The sequence below is a fragment of the Candidatus Dormiibacterota bacterium genome, from assembly GCA_035635555.1.
Lineage (GTDB): Bacteria > Acidobacteriota > Polarisedimenticolia > Gp22-AA2 > Gp22-AA2 > Gp22-AA3.
On record DASQAT010000026.1, the window covers coordinates 128020 to 143669 of the forward strand.

A 15650-nucleotide genomic window follows, 5' to 3' on the forward strand; every position below is an offset into this window, starting at 1 on the left:
GTGCGGCGCGGTCGGGGACGATGGGGCCTGGCGCTCGCGGCCACCCTCCTGACGGTCGGGGCCGCGTACCCGGCCCTGGGACCGCGGCTCGTGGCGCGCGACCCGGGCGAGGTGTTGCGGTCATCCGGCTGGAAGAGCGCGCGCTCGGCCGGGGAAGAGGACAGGGTGCGGCACATCGTGGAGGCGTTTTTCACCGGATTCAACACGATGGTCCTGGAAGGCGATGGGCCGTGGGTGCGGCACCGGTGCGAGGCGCTGGGCCCGCTCTTCAAGCCCTTCTGCTTCGAGGGTTCGGCGGCCGGCTACCTGCCGAGAGGCTACTTCCGATGGGGACACGGGATCGCGACGGCGGAGGAGGCGCTTGATTCGATGGACCCCGACCACCGGCTTCTGCACTACGTCGGTCTGGGAGTCTGGGCCGGTCTTCGGGATGGGGCCGGCCACGAGGCGGCGACCGGGATCGCGGACGAGATCAGAGACCGGCGGCACCGGAGTCTGGTGTGGAACGGGTTCGGGTTCGCCCGCGCCGCGCTTAGTCAGGATAGGGGAGTGAATGAGTCCGGCCCCGCGCCCTGCCGGGAGCTGGACGACGAGGACGCGGCTCCCTGCGCCCACGGCTACGGCCGCGGTCTCTGGTTCCGATATCTCGGCGACGAGGAGGGCGGGCTTCTGGCGTGCGGTCCGGACGACGATCCGCTCCAGATCGCTTGCATCACGGGCATCGGACTGGCGTCCACGTTCGTGCGACCCGACCGTCTGGACCGCGCCCTCGAGGCGGGAAACCGGCTGCCGCGGCTGCAAAAGGAGGCCTTTCGTCAAGGCGCACAGGCCGCCCTGCTCGTGCGCCACCAGTCCGACGCCGCCTATCTGGAGACATCGATCGAGAATCTCGCTCCGCCCCAGCGGGACGAGGCGCGACAACTGCTGGCGACGGCGCTGGCCTGCTACAGGAGCACGATCGAGCGTGTGACATTCTATGACGACTTCATGGCCTGCCGCTGAACGACGGGTCGTCATCACCGGGGTCGGACCGATCACGGCGATCGGCACCGGCTCGCACGATCTCTGGGAATCCGTCCTGGCGGGGCGGAGCGGCGTCGTTCTGAAGCAGCAGAAGTTCGGCGGCGTCGCGTGTGGCAGCTTCCCGGTGGCGGCGGTCCCCGAGTTCTCCTTGACGACCCTCGGGCTGCCTTCCGGACGTCTCCGGACGCTCATGCAGAACGGCGCCGAGGACGACATCGACCTCCAATACCTCGTCGCCGCATCGCACCTGGCGATCCAGGACAGCGGGCTGCGGCACGACCCCGACCAGAATCGCGTCGCCCTCGTCCTGACGCACGAGAATCCCGGCATGGACAGGTACGTCGGCAAGGTGCTGGAGACGGCCCTCAGGCTCTCGGACGGTGGGCAGCCGGGCAGGCGCGACCCGCAGACGCTGTTCACCCAGCTCTACCGCGATCACTCGCCTTACGTGTACGGAACGCATTCTTTCCTCTATCTGCACAGGGTGGCCCGCGTGCTGGGGGTTCACGGGCCGTCGCTGTTCATCAACAACGCCTGCGCCTCCGGCCTGTACGCCATCGAGGCCGCGGCGCTCATGATCCGCTCCGGGCAGACGGAAGCGGCGGTCGTCGCCGGCGCCGATCATCCGCTCCTGATCACTAAATTCCTGTGGTTCGACGGTCACGGACTGTACGCCCGGGACGGGGTGATGCGGCCGTTCGACGACCGCCGCAGCGGTCTGGTCCTGGGGGATGGCGCGGCGGCCGTGGTCCTCGAAGACTTCGAGGCGGCGCGTGACCGCGGCGCCCGCATCTACGCCGAGTACATGGGGGGAGGCTTCAACCAGGAGGCCTGGAAGGTGACCATGCCATGCGTCTCGGGCGACTACTGCGCGCGCGCCTTCAGGGACGCACTCGAGAGAACGGGTGTAAAAGCTGAAGAGATCGACCTGGTCAATCCGCACGGGACGGCCACCGCGCTGTGGGACGCCTACGAAGCCCGGACGCTCACGTCGATTTTTGGAAAGGGTTTCGAGAAGCCGCTCGTCACGGCGCTCAAACCGTACGTCGGCCACATGCTGGGCGCGAGCGCGCTTGCCGAGGTCGTCATCCTCCTCCTCGCCATGGAGGCCGACGTGGTGCCCGCCACGCTCAACTGCGAGAGACCCGATGCGAAGCTTGCCATTCGTCCGGTCCGGGAGACGTCAGGCGCTCCCCTGAGGACGGTCGTGAAGATGTCGTCGGGCTTCGGTGGCTTCAACGCGGTCGGGGTGTTCAGGAAGGTGACGGTCGAGACGGCGGACGAGTCGCAGACTCCGGCGCCGGCGGGCAAGGGTCCTTGAGAAGGGGCGACCGTCCCGATGTCTGGACGATCGTCCTCGGCCTGGTGATCCTGTGGGCGGACGCGTCGCTGGTCGTGGCGTCGCCAGGCACCCTGCCTGAGGCGCACGAGGTCGTCGAGCGGGCCGATGACATCCGGAACCCGGCTCTGAGCTATACGGCGGAAGTGCGAATCACCACGGTGGCGGCCACGGGGCGGGAGGACACGTCCCTCTACCGGGTTTTCATCAAGGGGCGGAGTCGATCCTTCGTGGAGTTCCTGGAGCCGGCGCAGTACAAGGGGATGGCACTGTTGATGTCGGGGGACGACTCGTGGCTTTATCTGCCCAGCATCGGCCGGGCGACACGCGTCTCGTCGTACCAGGGACTCACCGGCAACGTCGCCAATGGCGACATCGCCCGCCTGAATTTCCTTGAGGACTACGAGGCGACGGGCGTGGTCGCCGACATCCTGGACGGCCGCGACACCTACCGCGTCATGCTCAACGCGCGCCGTCCGAGCGTCACGTACCGCCAGGTCGCCCTGTGGGTCGAGCGTGAGACTTTTCGCCCTCTGCGGGCGGAGTTCTTCACCGTCTCGGGGCGGCTCCTGAAGACCGGAGTGTACGGCGACTATCGGGACGTGCTGGGGGGGACCCGGCCGACGCGGCTGACGCTTCAGGATGCGACGGAGGGGGGCGGGCGCTCGATCATGGAGTTTCGCAACTTCGAGAAGAAGGATCTGCCGGACCGGATGTTCACGCGCACCTACATCTCGCGTCCGCGGTGAAGGAGAAAAAGTGTCGACACTGGAACGCGCTCCCGTTCCGCCCGGTGGTCGGCTTCACTGCGGTGCTGGTGCTGGGGGGCCCGATGATGAAGACGGCGCGGGCCGCGCCGGATTCCTCCGGTGTGGACGGGGGCGGATGGACGATCGAGTGGGATGGCACGCTGCGCGGCGAGGTGGCCCTTCGGACCGACCCTCCCCGTGCGCTCAGCAAGGAGAGGAATCTTGTCCAGCTGCGGACGGTGGCCGCCGGGGCGGGCCCGATCGCAGTCACCGTTGCCGTGCGGGGTTTCTACGATGCCGCCTACGATCTCACGGATCGATATCCGAAAGAGGTCGAGCATGCGCTCGGGTCGGAGGGGACACTGCGCGAGGCGTTTCTGGAGTGGTCACGGGAGGCGCTGTCGATCCGCGTCGGGAAGCAGCAGGTGGTCTGGGGCGAGGCGTTCGGTCGGTTCCTGACCGACATCGTCGTTCCCAAGGACCTGCGGGAGTTCATCCTCCCGGACTTCGAGTACATTCGCATCCCGCTCTGGATGTTGGAAGGGACGTGGACACGTGGGGACGCGGCCATCCAGGCGGTCCTGGTACCGGACCTCAAGTACTCGGTCTTCGCGCCGCAGGGAGCCGATTTCGCGCCCCGTCCCGAGGGGCCCGCGGGCCAGACGATCGTCGATGCGACGCGCAAGCCATCCCGCACGTGGCGCAACATCGAGTCGGGGATTCGTTTCTCCTGCCTCAGGTCGGGGTGGGATGTTTCGGCCCTGGCGTTCCGTGGCTTCGACGACCTCCCAGTCTCCTTCCGGAGGATCGACAGCGCTCCAGGGGGCGGATCGATCGTCCACATGACACCCGGGCCGGTGCGTCTGACCACGGTGGGCGGGACGGTGTCGAAGGGCCGCGGCCGGGCTATCTACCGTGGGGAGCTGGCTTACGACTTCGGCCGATGGTTTCCCTCCACGAGACCTGCCGAGGAGGACGGCGTCGCCAGGGCGGACCTCCTGGGCGTGATCGCCGGTGTCGATCTGGCCCTGCCGAGGCGTTCGACGCTCGGCATCCAGATCCTGCACCAGGAGGTCATCGGGTCTTCGGCCGGCCTCAAGGGGCCGGCCGGCCCCACGGCCTTGCTCCTGCGAGGTATGCTTTGGGAGGCACGGGGTCGCTGGTCGGCGGGACTCGAGGCGCACTTCGGCCTGGACGGCGATTCGATGATTCGCCCCCGGATAGGCTACCGCTTCACGAACGGCCTGCAGGCGGAGGCCGGCTTCGATCTGTTCGCAGGTCCGCCGGACTCCTTCTACGGCCAGTTCAGCGAGGAGGGTCGCTTCGATATGGAGATCTCGTATCGCTTTTCGGCGGGGTTCCGGTAATGTTTCGCACCGATGAAGGGAGGGATGAATGATCGAGATCCGTGACGAGCTCATCGCCCGGATCGCCAGGATGGCGGAAATTCCCGCGGCGAGCGTGAAGGAGGACGTTCCTCTCCGCGACCAGGGTGTCGATTCCCTGATGGCGATGGAGCTCGTCGCTTTCATCGAAAAGAGGCTGGGGATCGAGATCCCCGAAGGAGACATCCCGAAGGTGCGCACTCTCAACGACATCCTCGACAAGGTCCGGCAGTACGCGGGAGAGAAGTAGATGACGCGCGCGGTCGTCGTCACCGGGATGGGTCTCGTGACGCCGATCGGGTCGACGCTCGACACGTTCTGGCAGGCGCTCCTTTCGGGGAAGTCCGGCGCCCGGCCGATCCGGAGCTTCGACACTTCGGTCTTCAAGCACCGGGTCGGGTGCGAGGTGCTGGACTTCGCCGCAGATTCCAGCGCCGGGCGCGGCGCGACGCGCCAGGGCCGCGCGACACGGATGGCGATCGCGGCCGGAGAACGGAGCCTCTCGGACGCGGGACTGGAGAACAGCCTTCCTCCCGAGAGAACCGCTGTCGTGCTGGGAACGACATTGGGGGAGCCGCAGTTTCTGGAAGAGCTGGCGGAGCGCTGGGCTCTCGACGCGCCTCCTCCAGAGGGCTGGGCCGAGGTGGTGGCCCATCGGTGTGACAGCGCGGCGACGGCCCTGGCCTCCCGTTTCAGGGTGCACGGTCCCGTGCAGACGATACCGACGGCCTGCGCCGCGGGGAACTACGCAATCGCCCGCGCCGTGGACCTGATCCGTTCGGACAGGGTCGATCTGGCGATGGTCGGGGGAGCGGAAGCCTTCTCCCGCCTCGCATTCGTCGGGTTCGTCCGCCTGCACGCCATGGCGCCCGACAGGTGCCGGCCGTTCGACCGCGATCGAAAGGGGCTCCTCCTCGGGGAGGGGGCGGGGATTCTGGTTCTGGAGGAAGAGGAGCGCGCGCGGCGGCGCGGGGCGCGGATATACGCGAGGGTGCTGGGCTACGGACTGAGCTGCGACGCGTATCACATCACCGGGCCGCATCCCGAGGGGCGCGGGGCCGCCCAGGCCATGACCAGGGCCCTGGAGAATTCTCGAGTGGCGTCCGACGAGGTCGAATACATCAACGCGCACGGCACCGGTACGATCAACAACGACCGTGTCGAGACGCTGGCCATCAAGTCGGTGATGGGGTCTCGGGCCCGAAGCGTGCCGGTGAGCTCGATCAAGGCGCTCACGGGTCACATGATGGGGGCGTCCAGCAGCGTGGAGGCGATTGCCTGTGCCCTGGCCATCGACCGCGGCGTCCTCCCGCCGACCTGGAACCTGGAGACGCCGGATCCCGAGTGCGACCTCGACTACCTGCCGGGGCGGCCGCGCGAGCTGCGCCCGCGGGTCGTCCTGAACAACTCCTATGCCTTCGGAGGAAACAATGCCACTCTCGTCTTCGGCCGCCCCTGAGCCAGCGGGCGAAGTCGTCGTGACGGGCGTCGGCATCGTCTCGGCGGCCGGCGCAGGTCACGCGGCCTGTCTGGAGGCGCTCGACAGCGGAGCGCCCCTGGCGCGCGACACGTCGCCCCAGGGCGCCCCACAGCCAATCCGGGCCGCGGCGATCGAGGGCTTCAGCCTGCGGGACTATGGCGCCTTCCGTGGGACCGCGGAGATCAGCCGGACCGCGCAGCTCGCGGCGGCCGCCACGGCTCTGGCGCAGCGGGAGGCGGCGACCCATTCTCCTATCCCGCGCGGCGATCGGGTGGGAGTCGTGCTGGCCACCGCCTTCGGCAACCTGGAAAGCATGGTGCGGTTCGACCGCGGCGCCCGGCGCGAAGGTCACCGCTTCGTCGATCCGATGATCTTCCCGAATACGGTCCTGAATGCCGCGGCCGGACACGTCTCCATCCTCTTCGGCTACTCGGCCCTCAACTCGACGGTCTCGTCCGGGACGGCCGGCGGATTGCAGGCCATCGAGTACGCCGCGGACGCCCTGCGCCGAGGGGACGCCGATCTGGTCTTCGCCGGCGGCGCCGAGGAGCTGTCGTACTGGACATGGCTCGGCGAGAGAGAACTCCGGGGGACGGCGCCGTTCGAGGAGGATGCGGTCTTCCCCGGAGAGGGGGCGGCCGTCCTGGCCCTGGAGCGGGCCGCCGACGCCCGCGCGCGCGGTGCGGCCGCGCTGGCCGTCGTAGCGGGACACGGTGAGTCGTTCGCCGCGCCGGGTTTCTCGGCCAAGGAGACGATCGCGGCAAGGGTCTCCGCGATGCGGAGGGCCCTCCTCGCGTCCGGCTGCGATCCGCAGGAATTGGATTGCCTTTGGTCGGGTGCAGTGAGCGGCTCCCGACTGGAGGGGGACGGGGGATCGGCGCTGCGCGAGATCTTCGGTCGCGGCGGTATTCGGGTCGCAACGGTGGCCCCGGTGATGGGGGACTGGCGCGGGGCATCGTCGGCGATCGAGACCGCCGCGGCAGTCGGTTTCCTCGAGGCCCGCCGCCTCCCCCGGACTGTGGTCTTTCTTGGAGGGATGGAGGAAGGCGCCGTCCGGTCCGCGGATGGGGGGACGGCGCCGCGCACGGTCATGGTCTGCGCCTTCGATCCCCTGGGAGCCGGCGCAGCCCTGGTGCTGTCGTTGCCAGAAGGGGTTCCTCCCGGTGTCGACCGTGCTTGACACGCGACGGATCCTGGCGATCCTGCCGCAACGCTATCCGTTCGTCATGGTCGACCGCGTCCTCTCCTACGAGGCCGGGCGCAGCCTCGTGGGTCTCAAGAATGTGACCGCGGGGGATGCTGTGATGCCCGGACATTTTCCCGGGCGCCCGATCTTTCCCGGAGCCGCCCTCCTCGAAGGTGTGGCGCAGTGTTGCGTTCTGCTCTTCGAGCTGACGCACGGTCCGCTGCGCGAGGGGGAAGTGCCCCTTTTCGGATCGGCATCCGCGCGTTTTCTCGGGATGGTCCAGCCGGGGGACGTGGTCCGGTTCGAGGTCGAGGCGATCAAGATGACGTCGTTCGCCGGCGTCTTCAAGGGACGAGCCCTGGTGGATGGGGCGGTGGTGGCGCGCTGCGAGCTGACGATGGGCCGTCAGAAGGGAGACGGCGGTGTCTTCTGATAGGGAGGTCGCCATCGTCACGGGCGGCACGCGCGGCATCGGCCGGGCCATCGCGCGGGAGCTGGCGCACAGCGGCTGCGACGTCGCCCTGACGTTCCGGTCCGACGAAGCCCACGCGGACGCCGCGCGCCGGGAGATCGAGACGATAGGCCGGCGCGCCCTCGTTGTCAGGTCGGACGCGGCGGACGCCGTGCAAGCGGCCGCGGTGGTAACCGCCGCGCGCGATACTCTTGGCGCGGTCCGGGTCCTCGTCAACAACGCCGGGATTCTTCGAGATCGTGTCCTCTACTCGATGAGCGAAGAGGACTGGGACAGTGTCGTGGACACCAATCTGAAGGGGGCGTTCAATTTCTGCCGCGCGGCCGCGGCGTCCATGATGAAACAGGAGTACGGCCGGATCATCAACGTCACGTCCGTGAGCGCTCTCCGCGGCCTTCCCGGGCAGGCGAACTATGCCGCGGCGAAGGCCGGGCTGATCGGCTTCACCCGCTCCCTCGCGAGAGAGCTCGGGCGGTTTCAGATCACGGTGAACGCCGTCGCTCCTGGCTACATCCAAGGTGACATGCTGCAGACGCTGTCTGCGAGGAGCCGGCAGGAGGCCCTGGAACAGATTCCCTGTCGCCGCTTTGGCAGTGCGGAGGAAGTAGCGCGACTCGTCGCCTTCCTGGCGTCCCCGAAATCCGGCTACATCAGCGGCCAGGTGTTCGTCATCGATGGAGGACTCACCGCGTGAGGCCCGGTTCGAGGCCGCGGCGGCGGGCCGGGGCGAGGTAACCCGCGCGTGAGCGTTCTGAACCTGGAGGAGGTCAGCAGGGATTACCAGATCGGCCGCGAGCGCGTCGGGGCCCTGAAGGGCGTGTGCCTTCGGGTCGACCCTGGGGAATTTCTGGCAGTGGTCGGCCCCTCCGGCAGCGGCAAGACGACCCTGTTGAACCTCGCCGGCTGCATCGACCGGCCGACATCCGGCCGCGTCACCCTGGACGGCCAGCGGTGCGACGACCTTCCCGAGGGCGCCCTGTCCGCATTGCGCGCCGAGAAGATCGGCTTCGTCTTCCAGACATTCAACCTCATACCGGTCCTGACGGCGGCGGAAAACGTCGAGTACCCGCTCCTGCTGCGTCCGAAGGTTCCTCCGCTCAGGGAACGAAGAAAGCGTGTGGCGGAGATGCTGGAGCGGACCGGAATCAGCGCCCTCGCCAGGCGCAGGCCCGACGAGATGTCCGGAGGTGAGCGCCAGCGGGTGGCGATCGCACGCGCCCTGGTCGGCCGTCCCAGTCTCGTCCTGGCCGACGAGGCGACGGCCAACCTGGACGGTGAGACCGCCGCGCAGATCGTCGGATTGATGCGGGAGCTGAACGAGCGACAGGGCGTCACGTTCGTGTTTTCGACCCACGACAGCCGGCTGCAGGGAATGGCGAAGCGGGTCGTGGAGCTGCGCGACGGCCTCCTGCACGGTGGCCGAGGTTGCTGAGCTTCCGCCTCGCCTTCCGCAACATATTCCGCAACGTCAGGCGTACGGTCCTCACCCTGGCCGCCATCAGCGTCGGCTGCTCCGCCCTCATCCTCAACGGCGGTGTCATCTTCAACATCTTCCGCGGGCTCCGGGAGGACGCGATCTACGGCCGCCACGGGCACCTGCAGATCTTCAGGCGCGGTTATGCCGAGGGACACCTGGCGGACCCCAATCGATTTATGATCCCGGAGGTCGAGTACCCCCGCGTCCAGTCGATCCTGAGCGGCGTTCCTCACGTGACGACGGTGACACGCAGGCTGAGCTTCTCCGGGCTGGCGCAGAACCGCGACACGACCGTTTCATTTCTGGGGGAGGGGGTCGAGCCGGAGGCCGACGCGAAATTCCACAGACAACTGTCGATCGTCGCCGGAGAGGGCCTCGCCTCCGGCGAGCCCTTCGGAGTCCTCCTCGGGAAGGGGCTGGCCGAAAGGGTCCACGCCGGCCCGGGAGACTACCTGACGCTGCTCTCCCAGACCACCGACGGCGCCCTGAACGCCATCGATGTCCGCGTGCGGGGGGTCTTTCTCGGAGGGTTGAAAGAATACGACGACTGGACGATGAAGGTGCCCCTCGAGGCCGCTCAGAAGCTCGTCTGGAGCCAGCGGATCGAGGCGATCGTCGTCCTGCTCGACGACACCGCCGCGACGCGCGCCGTTCGCGAGCGCCTCGAGGACCTCTTCCCCAAGAACGGCCTCGACCTTGAGGTACGCACCTGGGAGGACCTGGCCCTGTTCCACAATCAGGTCGTCGCGCTGTTCCGCCGCGAGCTGCACGTCATCACCCTGATCGTCTCCGTCATCGTCATTTTGAGCATCGCCAACACCATGACGATGTCGATCTTCGAGAGGACGAGGGAGTTCGGCACGCTGCGCGCCATGGGGGCCAGGCCGCGTCGTATCGTGGGGCTCCTCCTCCTGGAAGGGACGTTCCTCGGCCTCGCGGGTGCCGCGGCGGGTCTCCTGGTCGGGGCGCTCGTGGCGCGCGTCGTCTCGCGCGTCGGGATCACCTATCCGTCCCCTCCGGGCTCGTCGCGTCCGTACGTCGGAGGAATCGACCTCGTCCCCGCCTATGTCATCTTCTCCTGCGCTTCGAGCGTGGCGGCCACCGTCGTGGCTACGGCCTTCCCCGCCCTGCGCGCCGCCCGCACGCGCGTCGTGGACGCATTGCGACAGTAGGCAGGGAGCAGGTCGGAATCTCCTATTACCCGCGAGCAGTCGGAAGCTCTCCCGCTTCACAGCCATCAAGTTGTGCTCGATCTTGCACCAAATCTCGAAGCAAGGTGCCGCACGGCCTCCGCCAGTCGACAAGCGACCCAAAAATATTGCGTTAGCCAGGTTCCAGTAGATCCCACACCCGATCGTGGAGCATTTTGCACCAGAAATTCAGGTCGAGGAGTCATTCGCCAATCCTCGATCCCCGTGAACCTCATAGGACTTAGGCGCGTACGGAAGTTGGCATCGCGATTGCTCTGGTAAGGGTCAAAGTCGGATTTCGAGCACCGAAAATAGCGCTTTGCCCTCTACCGGGCTCATTCTCGTGGGCCACTGCGGCCGGAGCGTCAGAGGAAGAGGGCGCGGGCAGCGGCTGCCTGCTCGGGTGCTATAGGTCGGTGGCAAATTCCGTCCGGAGGGTTCAGATGATGCGACGCAAAGCCCCAATTCTCATCGTCACAGCAACGCTGACTGTTCTTGGTCTCGGGCGGGCCAAGGCCGACCTAGTGGCCGTGTCTCCCGGCTACGATCTCTTCGAAACCGATAGTGGATCCACTTACGATGACCTCAATCTGCCGGCTGGGACGTTCGCACCCTTCTGCGCGGCTGGGTTTGTGGGCCGGATCTTCCTCAAGGGGGTTCCGTTCGACTGCTTTCAGGGACACTGCCGACTCGAGCCGACGGACACTATTGTCCAACGGCTGGCGGCTGCCACCCCGCCATTGGCCACGATCCCCATCAAAATAGTTCGGCTGGAGCTGCGCAGCGTTTCACCATTAGTAGTGCAATGCGCGGGTGGTGACCAGCAGTGGGAAATGAGCGCTTCGGTCCCAGAAGGGGACGTAAACCAGACGAACGGCAGCATGACCATTAATCATCTATCCAATACCTGCGGAACCTTCACCTCCTCGCTTCCTGTCAAGCCCACGCTCACCTTCCGGCGAGTTTCCGACGGTAGCACCGTTGGACCCTTGCTTTCCCCGACGACGTTCACTTTCACGGTCCCGAAGGCTGGCACTTCGATCCCTCCCTGGTGCCATACCGGCGGTGTCCTAGACGATCCGGTTGGGGATGTGCTAATTCAGGTTCCCGGCCTCAGCAGCAACTTCTTTCCTGGTGTCAACTGCTCTCCACCGCCGGGAGGAGGGGGAGGTCCCATTGTAAAGGTTCTTACGGAAGAGGAGGCTCAGCAAGCCCAGCACGGCGTCCTGCCGGCCGAAATGAAGCCTCATTACAAGTGCTTCAACATCGTTGGAACCGATCCACCGGACGTGGTGAACCTGCAAACCCAGTTTGGGTTCACGCCCAACGTCCCCGTCGGGCAGGCCACGCTTCTCTGCCCGCCGGCGACGAAGCGCGTCTGTCCAAGTTGCAAGGACGAAGGAGACTTGAACGCACCGCATCTCAAATGCTATGACATTGCAGGTCCGGCTCCGAATCCACCTGTGCATGTTGACCTGACAAGCGAATTTGGTCTCGAGAAAAACGTCCTTGTTGGCGCGCCTCAAAAGCTCTGTGTGCCCGCTTTGAAGGAAGTGGTTTTCCCCACTCCAATCCCCGCGCCTCCTGGCCCGCCGCCACCTGCTCCTCATTACACGTGCTACACAATTGCAGGGGCTGCTCCGCCGGCCGTGGTGGACCTGCAGACTCAATTCGGCATCGAGCCGAGCGTGGCGGTTGGACCACCCCAGCTCCTGTGCGCGCCAACACTTAAGAACGGCCAGGGGGACCTGAACGATCCCCATCTCAAGTGCTATCAGATCGCCGGAGATGACCCTCCGCACATCGTGAACTTGACGACGCAGTTCGGGCTCGAATCGAACGTTGCGGTGGGCCAGGCAAGACTGATCTGCGTCCCGGTCAAGAAAGTTCACACACCCGCCGTCCCCACGCTCAGCCAGTGGGGATTGATGGCGCTGGCGCTTCTGCTTGTGACTTCGGCTGCCACAGTTTTCTTCCGTTCTGTGAGGCAGAAGATGGCCTGAGCGTTCCGCGCTCAAACTGTAAGGTCGGGGACAGTGAGAGGAGTGAACCATGAAAAAGCACCGACACCTTCCCTGGAATGATTTCGTCAAGATCGCACCTTTATTGAAAGCGACCTGGAGCAACAGATGCTTGCGGGTTGCGCTCTTCGCGACCTCGGGTCTTCTGCAACCTTCGCAGGCGCACACGACTGTCATGACTTCGTGGGACTGGGAGAAGATCGCGGGAGCCGACAAGGTCAAGATCATCTATTGCTTCGAGAACGTGTCTTCCGGCGACGGCCTTCCGGGTTCCACAACGTGGAAATCAGTAGTCGACGCCGCTGCCGCGAACTGGAACAACGCTGCCACTGGCTGGACGTTCGAAGTCTCCAACAAGGGGACGGCGGACGAAGGCAAGGTCAGCGCCGACTGCCAGATGGAGGTTCGCCTAAGCGATCATAACCAAGACGGTGGCGCGTTCGCCTCGACCGACGATTGCAAAAACACGGGTCCACCGACTGCGGGCAAGCGCATCACGAAGGCTTTCTTGTGCATCGACCCGACGCCGAAGCGCAATGACAAGAAGGGGGACACAACCTGGAATCCTGCCGGGGACGCCTTCGATCCGGAAGCTGTCTTGAAGCATGAGATGAGTCACCTGCTGAGACTCTCCCACCCCACGAACAAGTTCGACGGCAACCTCACGGACCCCAGGAAGCCAGGACAGCACAGTACTGATCTTTCTGCTACGGACAAGCAGGAAGCGAAGGACTCGGTGGACAGAACGAAGACCCCGATCGAGAAAACATCCACGACGGTACCGAGGAGCGGTGGCAACTGCATCGTCCCCTATCCGCTCTATGAATCGGGCCTGGGTGGACCGCCAGCATCCGACATGGTGGTCCAGTTTCCACAGGGAGCGTTTAGTGTCGACACGAGTGTCGACTGCTCCCCGCTATTCGAATGGGGCGTGCCGGCTCGGTTCAATGTCCCCTCCGGGACCTGTCCCGTGCAGGTCGCCCTCGATGTCGGCTCGGCCGATCTGTCTCTCGATGCACCTGCAACGATCAACATCTCGTACACTGACGATCTCCTGGGCGACCCCGAGTTTTACGGACCCCTGGGAACATCCGGCGGTGACCTCACATTGCAAGCGTACTATTTATCGGGAGATACGCTCTCGGGGCACTGGCTGCCTGTCCCAACGTGCACCGTCGACCGCAATCTCAACATAGTCACGTTCCGGACGACGGACCTTACACCGCGGTATTTTGGCATCGCTGGATCGTGCCGCGTCAACGGGGTCCCGACTCTGAACTGGCTGGGCGTCGTCGTGCTCGTGCTCACTCTGGGCGGGTCAGGCCTTTTCCTCCTGCTTCAAAAGAGAAGGACGGCGCGGATGGCCTAAATAGCCGTCCACGATTCGGAGCAGGTAATCGTGTTCTAAGGCAGCGACGCGAGCACAGTCGATTCCTCTCCGGACCTTGGGACGCATTCGTTTAGGGCGATGCGCCTCGCGACTCAAGTGCCAGACGCCGCGCCTCATCAGTTCCCCGATGGTTTTGGAACGGTGGTTCCGGATTATCCGCGAGGCGTTGCCGGAGTATCCCCGCCCTCGTGAAAGAGGATGAGCTTGGGAAGATCCGAATACTTCCTTCTGCACTGGCAATCTAGTGAAGCGGAATCCACCGCCGGGGCGAATTGCTCCATCTGCCCTCCCGCGCCGCAATCTCAGCAGGATCTGATCGTTGCGAGGATTATTGCTTCCGACGGTGATAGTTCTCGCACCACTGTGGTCGACTACTCTGAGAGGTCGATATGCAGCCTAAGCTGCTGCATACAAAGCTCATGTGTCACTCGGCAACATTTGGCATGTCCCATGCATGTTAGACGTCGGATAAAATCGTTGATCACCCAGATCGACCCGCGAGGTCCACGGAACAAGAAGCCCCAGATTGACACAGGAGGGTTGGCGGATGAGAGCAAGAAAAGCCGTTCGGATGATAGACGCACGGTGCGGTAAGCAACGAAGGATTCGATGGGTTGCCGCCGGAGCATGGCTCGCGATCGCTCTTGCAGCCTTCGCTCAGGCGCAGGCAGCGACCGTTGATGCAAAAGTTACGGCGGACAACGGCTACAGCTTCGGCTTCGGTCCCGCAAGTGGTCCGCTTAGCCTTACCGGCAATGTCGAGAATTGTCTAGCAGGCGATATTTTTAATTGTTCTGGTGGCCCGGAAAGTTACACTGTCTCAGCCCCCGCATCGTGTTCAAATCAGTGGATGTTCTTCGCCACCTACGCAGACAACACGACCACCCAGGGGTGGATCGGTCAGTTTCTATACAGCGCAACAAACAAGACGTTGCTGACGGGGGATCCAGCCTGGCAAGTCTGCGCCACGGGCACCGACAAGACCCCTAACTGCGCTGGCGGACCAGTCAACAATCCTACACTCCAGGAAGTCGATGCAGCGGTCGTTGAGTGCAACAAGGGGACGAGTGGAAGTAGCTATAGCAAGGGTTGGACCGGAACTACTCAAATCACCTCCCAAACTGGCGTCCTGGCTGTTGGAGAAGACAACACCAGCGCTGCAGGGGATTTTGGGCTGGTTTGTAGCACGGGCCCCACGGCGATCTCTTCCTCGGCTAAATGGATGTGGTACAACCCTGATAACCGTCCGGACCCCTTCGTAGCGCCTCCCCCCCCGGGCGAATTCCTGCTCTTCCGGATACCCATGTGCTCGAACCCAGTTGTTCCCACGGATTGCACTGTCTCCAAGGTGGGCAGGGGCAAGATGATGGTTCCCAGCCTCGGAATCGTTCCGTTCAGCGTAACAGGTACAGCGACCACACGGATCGCAGCGACCGGCAATCCGAATCTCTTCGCGACGACTATGTTGAGTACATCCGAGTTCGGTACAGTTTCCGGGCTCGGGGATGTCACCATATCGTTGGATCCGCGGTTCACGTCGACGGGCACCGTTCCCAGCTCTTCATATCCAACGCTGCACCAGCACAGTGTACATGCTCAAATCGTGTGTCGGGCCTTGGGCTCGAGGACGCTGGTTTCGGATGACGCTATTGCGCTTGAGGCGCCCATTGACAACGGGCCTCCGACCGCCACTTATGTCAAGACCGGCAATCCTGTGGCGTTCTATGCGCTTGGTGATGCAAGCAAGACGACCGTCGCTACGCTCACCGAGTTCACCGTGGACGTACAGCCGTCAATCGGGGATGCAGCAGTACCGACTCTCTCTCAATGGGGTGTTGTTGTGCTTGTGCTCTTAATGTTCGGCGTTAGTTTCGTGCTCCTCAAGAGAAAGCGGCTCGTCATGTAACCATAGTGTTTTCTTGGGATAGGCAGTTGTGC

General features: G+C 64.8%; 14 protein-coding genes. All 14 read left to right on the plus strand.

Going from position 1 to position 15650, the window contains the following annotated elements:
* The 14 genes from VEW47_06620 to VEW47_06685 all read left to right on the plus strand — a co-directional run bounded on the left by VEW47_06620 (position 1) and on the right by VEW47_06685 (position 15618).
* A complete protein-coding gene (locus tag VEW47_06620; GenBank protein HYS04850.1) occupies positions 1-1002 on the plus strand; it encodes a DUF1702 family protein in 1002 nt (333 codons plus the stop codon).
* Positions 977-2344: a beta-ketoacyl-[acyl-carrier-protein] synthase family protein gene (locus VEW47_06625; protein ID HYS04851.1), complete on the plus strand. Its 1368-nt coding sequence runs from the start codon at positions 977-979 to the stop codon at positions 2342-2344. Before VEW47_06620 ends, VEW47_06625 begins: the two co-directional genes overlap by 26 nt.
* The gene (locus VEW47_06630) at positions 2341-3111 is read left to right on the plus strand and encodes an outer membrane lipoprotein-sorting protein (protein ID HYS04852.1); all 771 of its coding nucleotides are present in this window, start codon (positions 2341-2343) and stop codon (positions 3109-3111) included. Before VEW47_06625 ends, VEW47_06630 begins: the two co-directional genes overlap by 4 nt.
* On the plus strand, positions 3108-4478 hold the full coding sequence (locus tag VEW47_06635) for a DUF1302 family protein (protein ID HYS04853.1): 1371 nt from the start codon (positions 3108-3110) through the stop codon (positions 4476-4478). Before VEW47_06630 ends, VEW47_06635 begins: the two co-directional genes overlap by 4 nt.
* Before the next feature lie 28 nt (positions 4479-4506).
* Entirely contained in the window at positions 4507-4746 is a 240-nt protein-coding gene (locus tag VEW47_06640) for an acyl carrier protein (protein HYS04854.1), read from the plus strand.
* Complete coding sequence (locus tag VEW47_06645) at positions 4747-5955, plus strand: beta-ketoacyl-[acyl-carrier-protein] synthase family protein (protein ID HYS04855.1); 1209 nt, start codon at positions 4747-4749, stop codon at positions 5953-5955. It abuts the gene before it with no gap.
* On the plus strand, positions 5927-7156 hold the full coding sequence (locus VEW47_06650; protein ID HYS04856.1) for a beta-ketoacyl synthase N-terminal-like domain-containing protein: 1230 nt from the start codon (positions 5927-5929) through the stop codon (positions 7154-7156). Before VEW47_06645 ends, VEW47_06650 begins: the two co-directional genes overlap by 29 nt.
* Entirely contained in the window at positions 7140-7595 is a 456-nt protein-coding gene (gene fabZ, locus VEW47_06655) for a 3-hydroxyacyl-ACP dehydratase FabZ (GenBank protein ID HYS04857.1), read from the plus strand. Before VEW47_06650 ends, fabZ begins: the two co-directional genes overlap by 17 nt.
* The gene (gene fabG / locus VEW47_06660) at positions 7585-8328 is read left to right on the plus strand and encodes a 3-oxoacyl-[acyl-carrier-protein] reductase (protein ID HYS04858.1); all 744 of its coding nucleotides are present in this window, start codon (positions 7585-7587) and stop codon (positions 8326-8328) included. Before fabZ ends, fabG begins: the two co-directional genes overlap by 11 nt.
* A 48-nt stretch (positions 8329-8376) precedes the next feature.
* Positions 8377-9066 (plus strand): ABC transporter ATP-binding protein, encoded by a 690-nt coding sequence (locus VEW47_06665; protein HYS04859.1) that lies wholly within the window; start codon positions 8377-8379, stop codon positions 9064-9066.
* On the plus strand, positions 9060-10283 hold the full coding sequence (locus VEW47_06670) for an FtsX-like permease family protein (protein ID HYS04860.1): 1224 nt from the start codon (positions 9060-9062) through the stop codon (positions 10281-10283). Before VEW47_06665 ends, VEW47_06670 begins: the two co-directional genes overlap by 7 nt.
* A 461-nt stretch (positions 10284-10744) precedes the next feature.
* Positions 10745-12304, plus strand: coding sequence for an IPTL-CTERM sorting domain-containing protein (locus tag VEW47_06675; protein ID HYS04861.1), 1560 nt, complete (start codon positions 10745-10747; stop codon positions 12302-12304).
* Between the two features lie 49 nt (positions 12305-12353).
* A complete protein-coding gene (locus VEW47_06680) occupies positions 12354-13691 on the plus strand; it encodes a hypothetical protein (GenBank protein ID HYS04862.1) in 1338 nt (445 codons plus the stop codon).
* Between the two features lie 568 nt (positions 13692-14259).
* Positions 14260-15618, plus strand: coding sequence for an IPTL-CTERM sorting domain-containing protein (locus VEW47_06685; protein ID HYS04863.1), 1359 nt, complete (start codon positions 14260-14262; stop codon positions 15616-15618).
* Positions 15619-15650 lie beyond the last annotated feature (32 nt).

Coding starts and splice junctions, on each gene's coding strand:
- VEW47_06685 (HYS04863.1), top strand. CDS start 14,260: ATGAGAGCAAGAAAAGCCGTTCGGATGATAGACGCACGGTGCGGTAAG.
- VEW47_06680 (HYS04862.1), top strand. CDS start 12,354: ATGAAAAAGCACCGACACCTTCCCTGGAATGATTTCGTCAAGATCGCA.
- VEW47_06675 (HYS04861.1), top strand. CDS start 10,745: ATGATGCGACGCAAAGCCCCAATTCTCATCGTCACAGCAACGCTGACT.
- VEW47_06645 (HYS04855.1), top strand. CDS start 4,747: ATGACGCGCGCGGTCGTCGTCACCGGGATGGGTCTCGTGACGCCGATC.
- VEW47_06650 (HYS04856.1), top strand. CDS start 5,927: ATGCCACTCTCGTCTTCGGCCGCCCCTGAGCCAGCGGGCGAAGTCGTC.
- VEW47_06625 (HYS04851.1), top strand. CDS start 977: ATGACGACTTCATGGCCTGCCGCTGAACGACGGGTCGTCATCACCGGG.
- VEW47_06640 (HYS04854.1), top strand. CDS start 4,507: ATGATCGAGATCCGTGACGAGCTCATCGCCCGGATCGCCAGGATGGCG.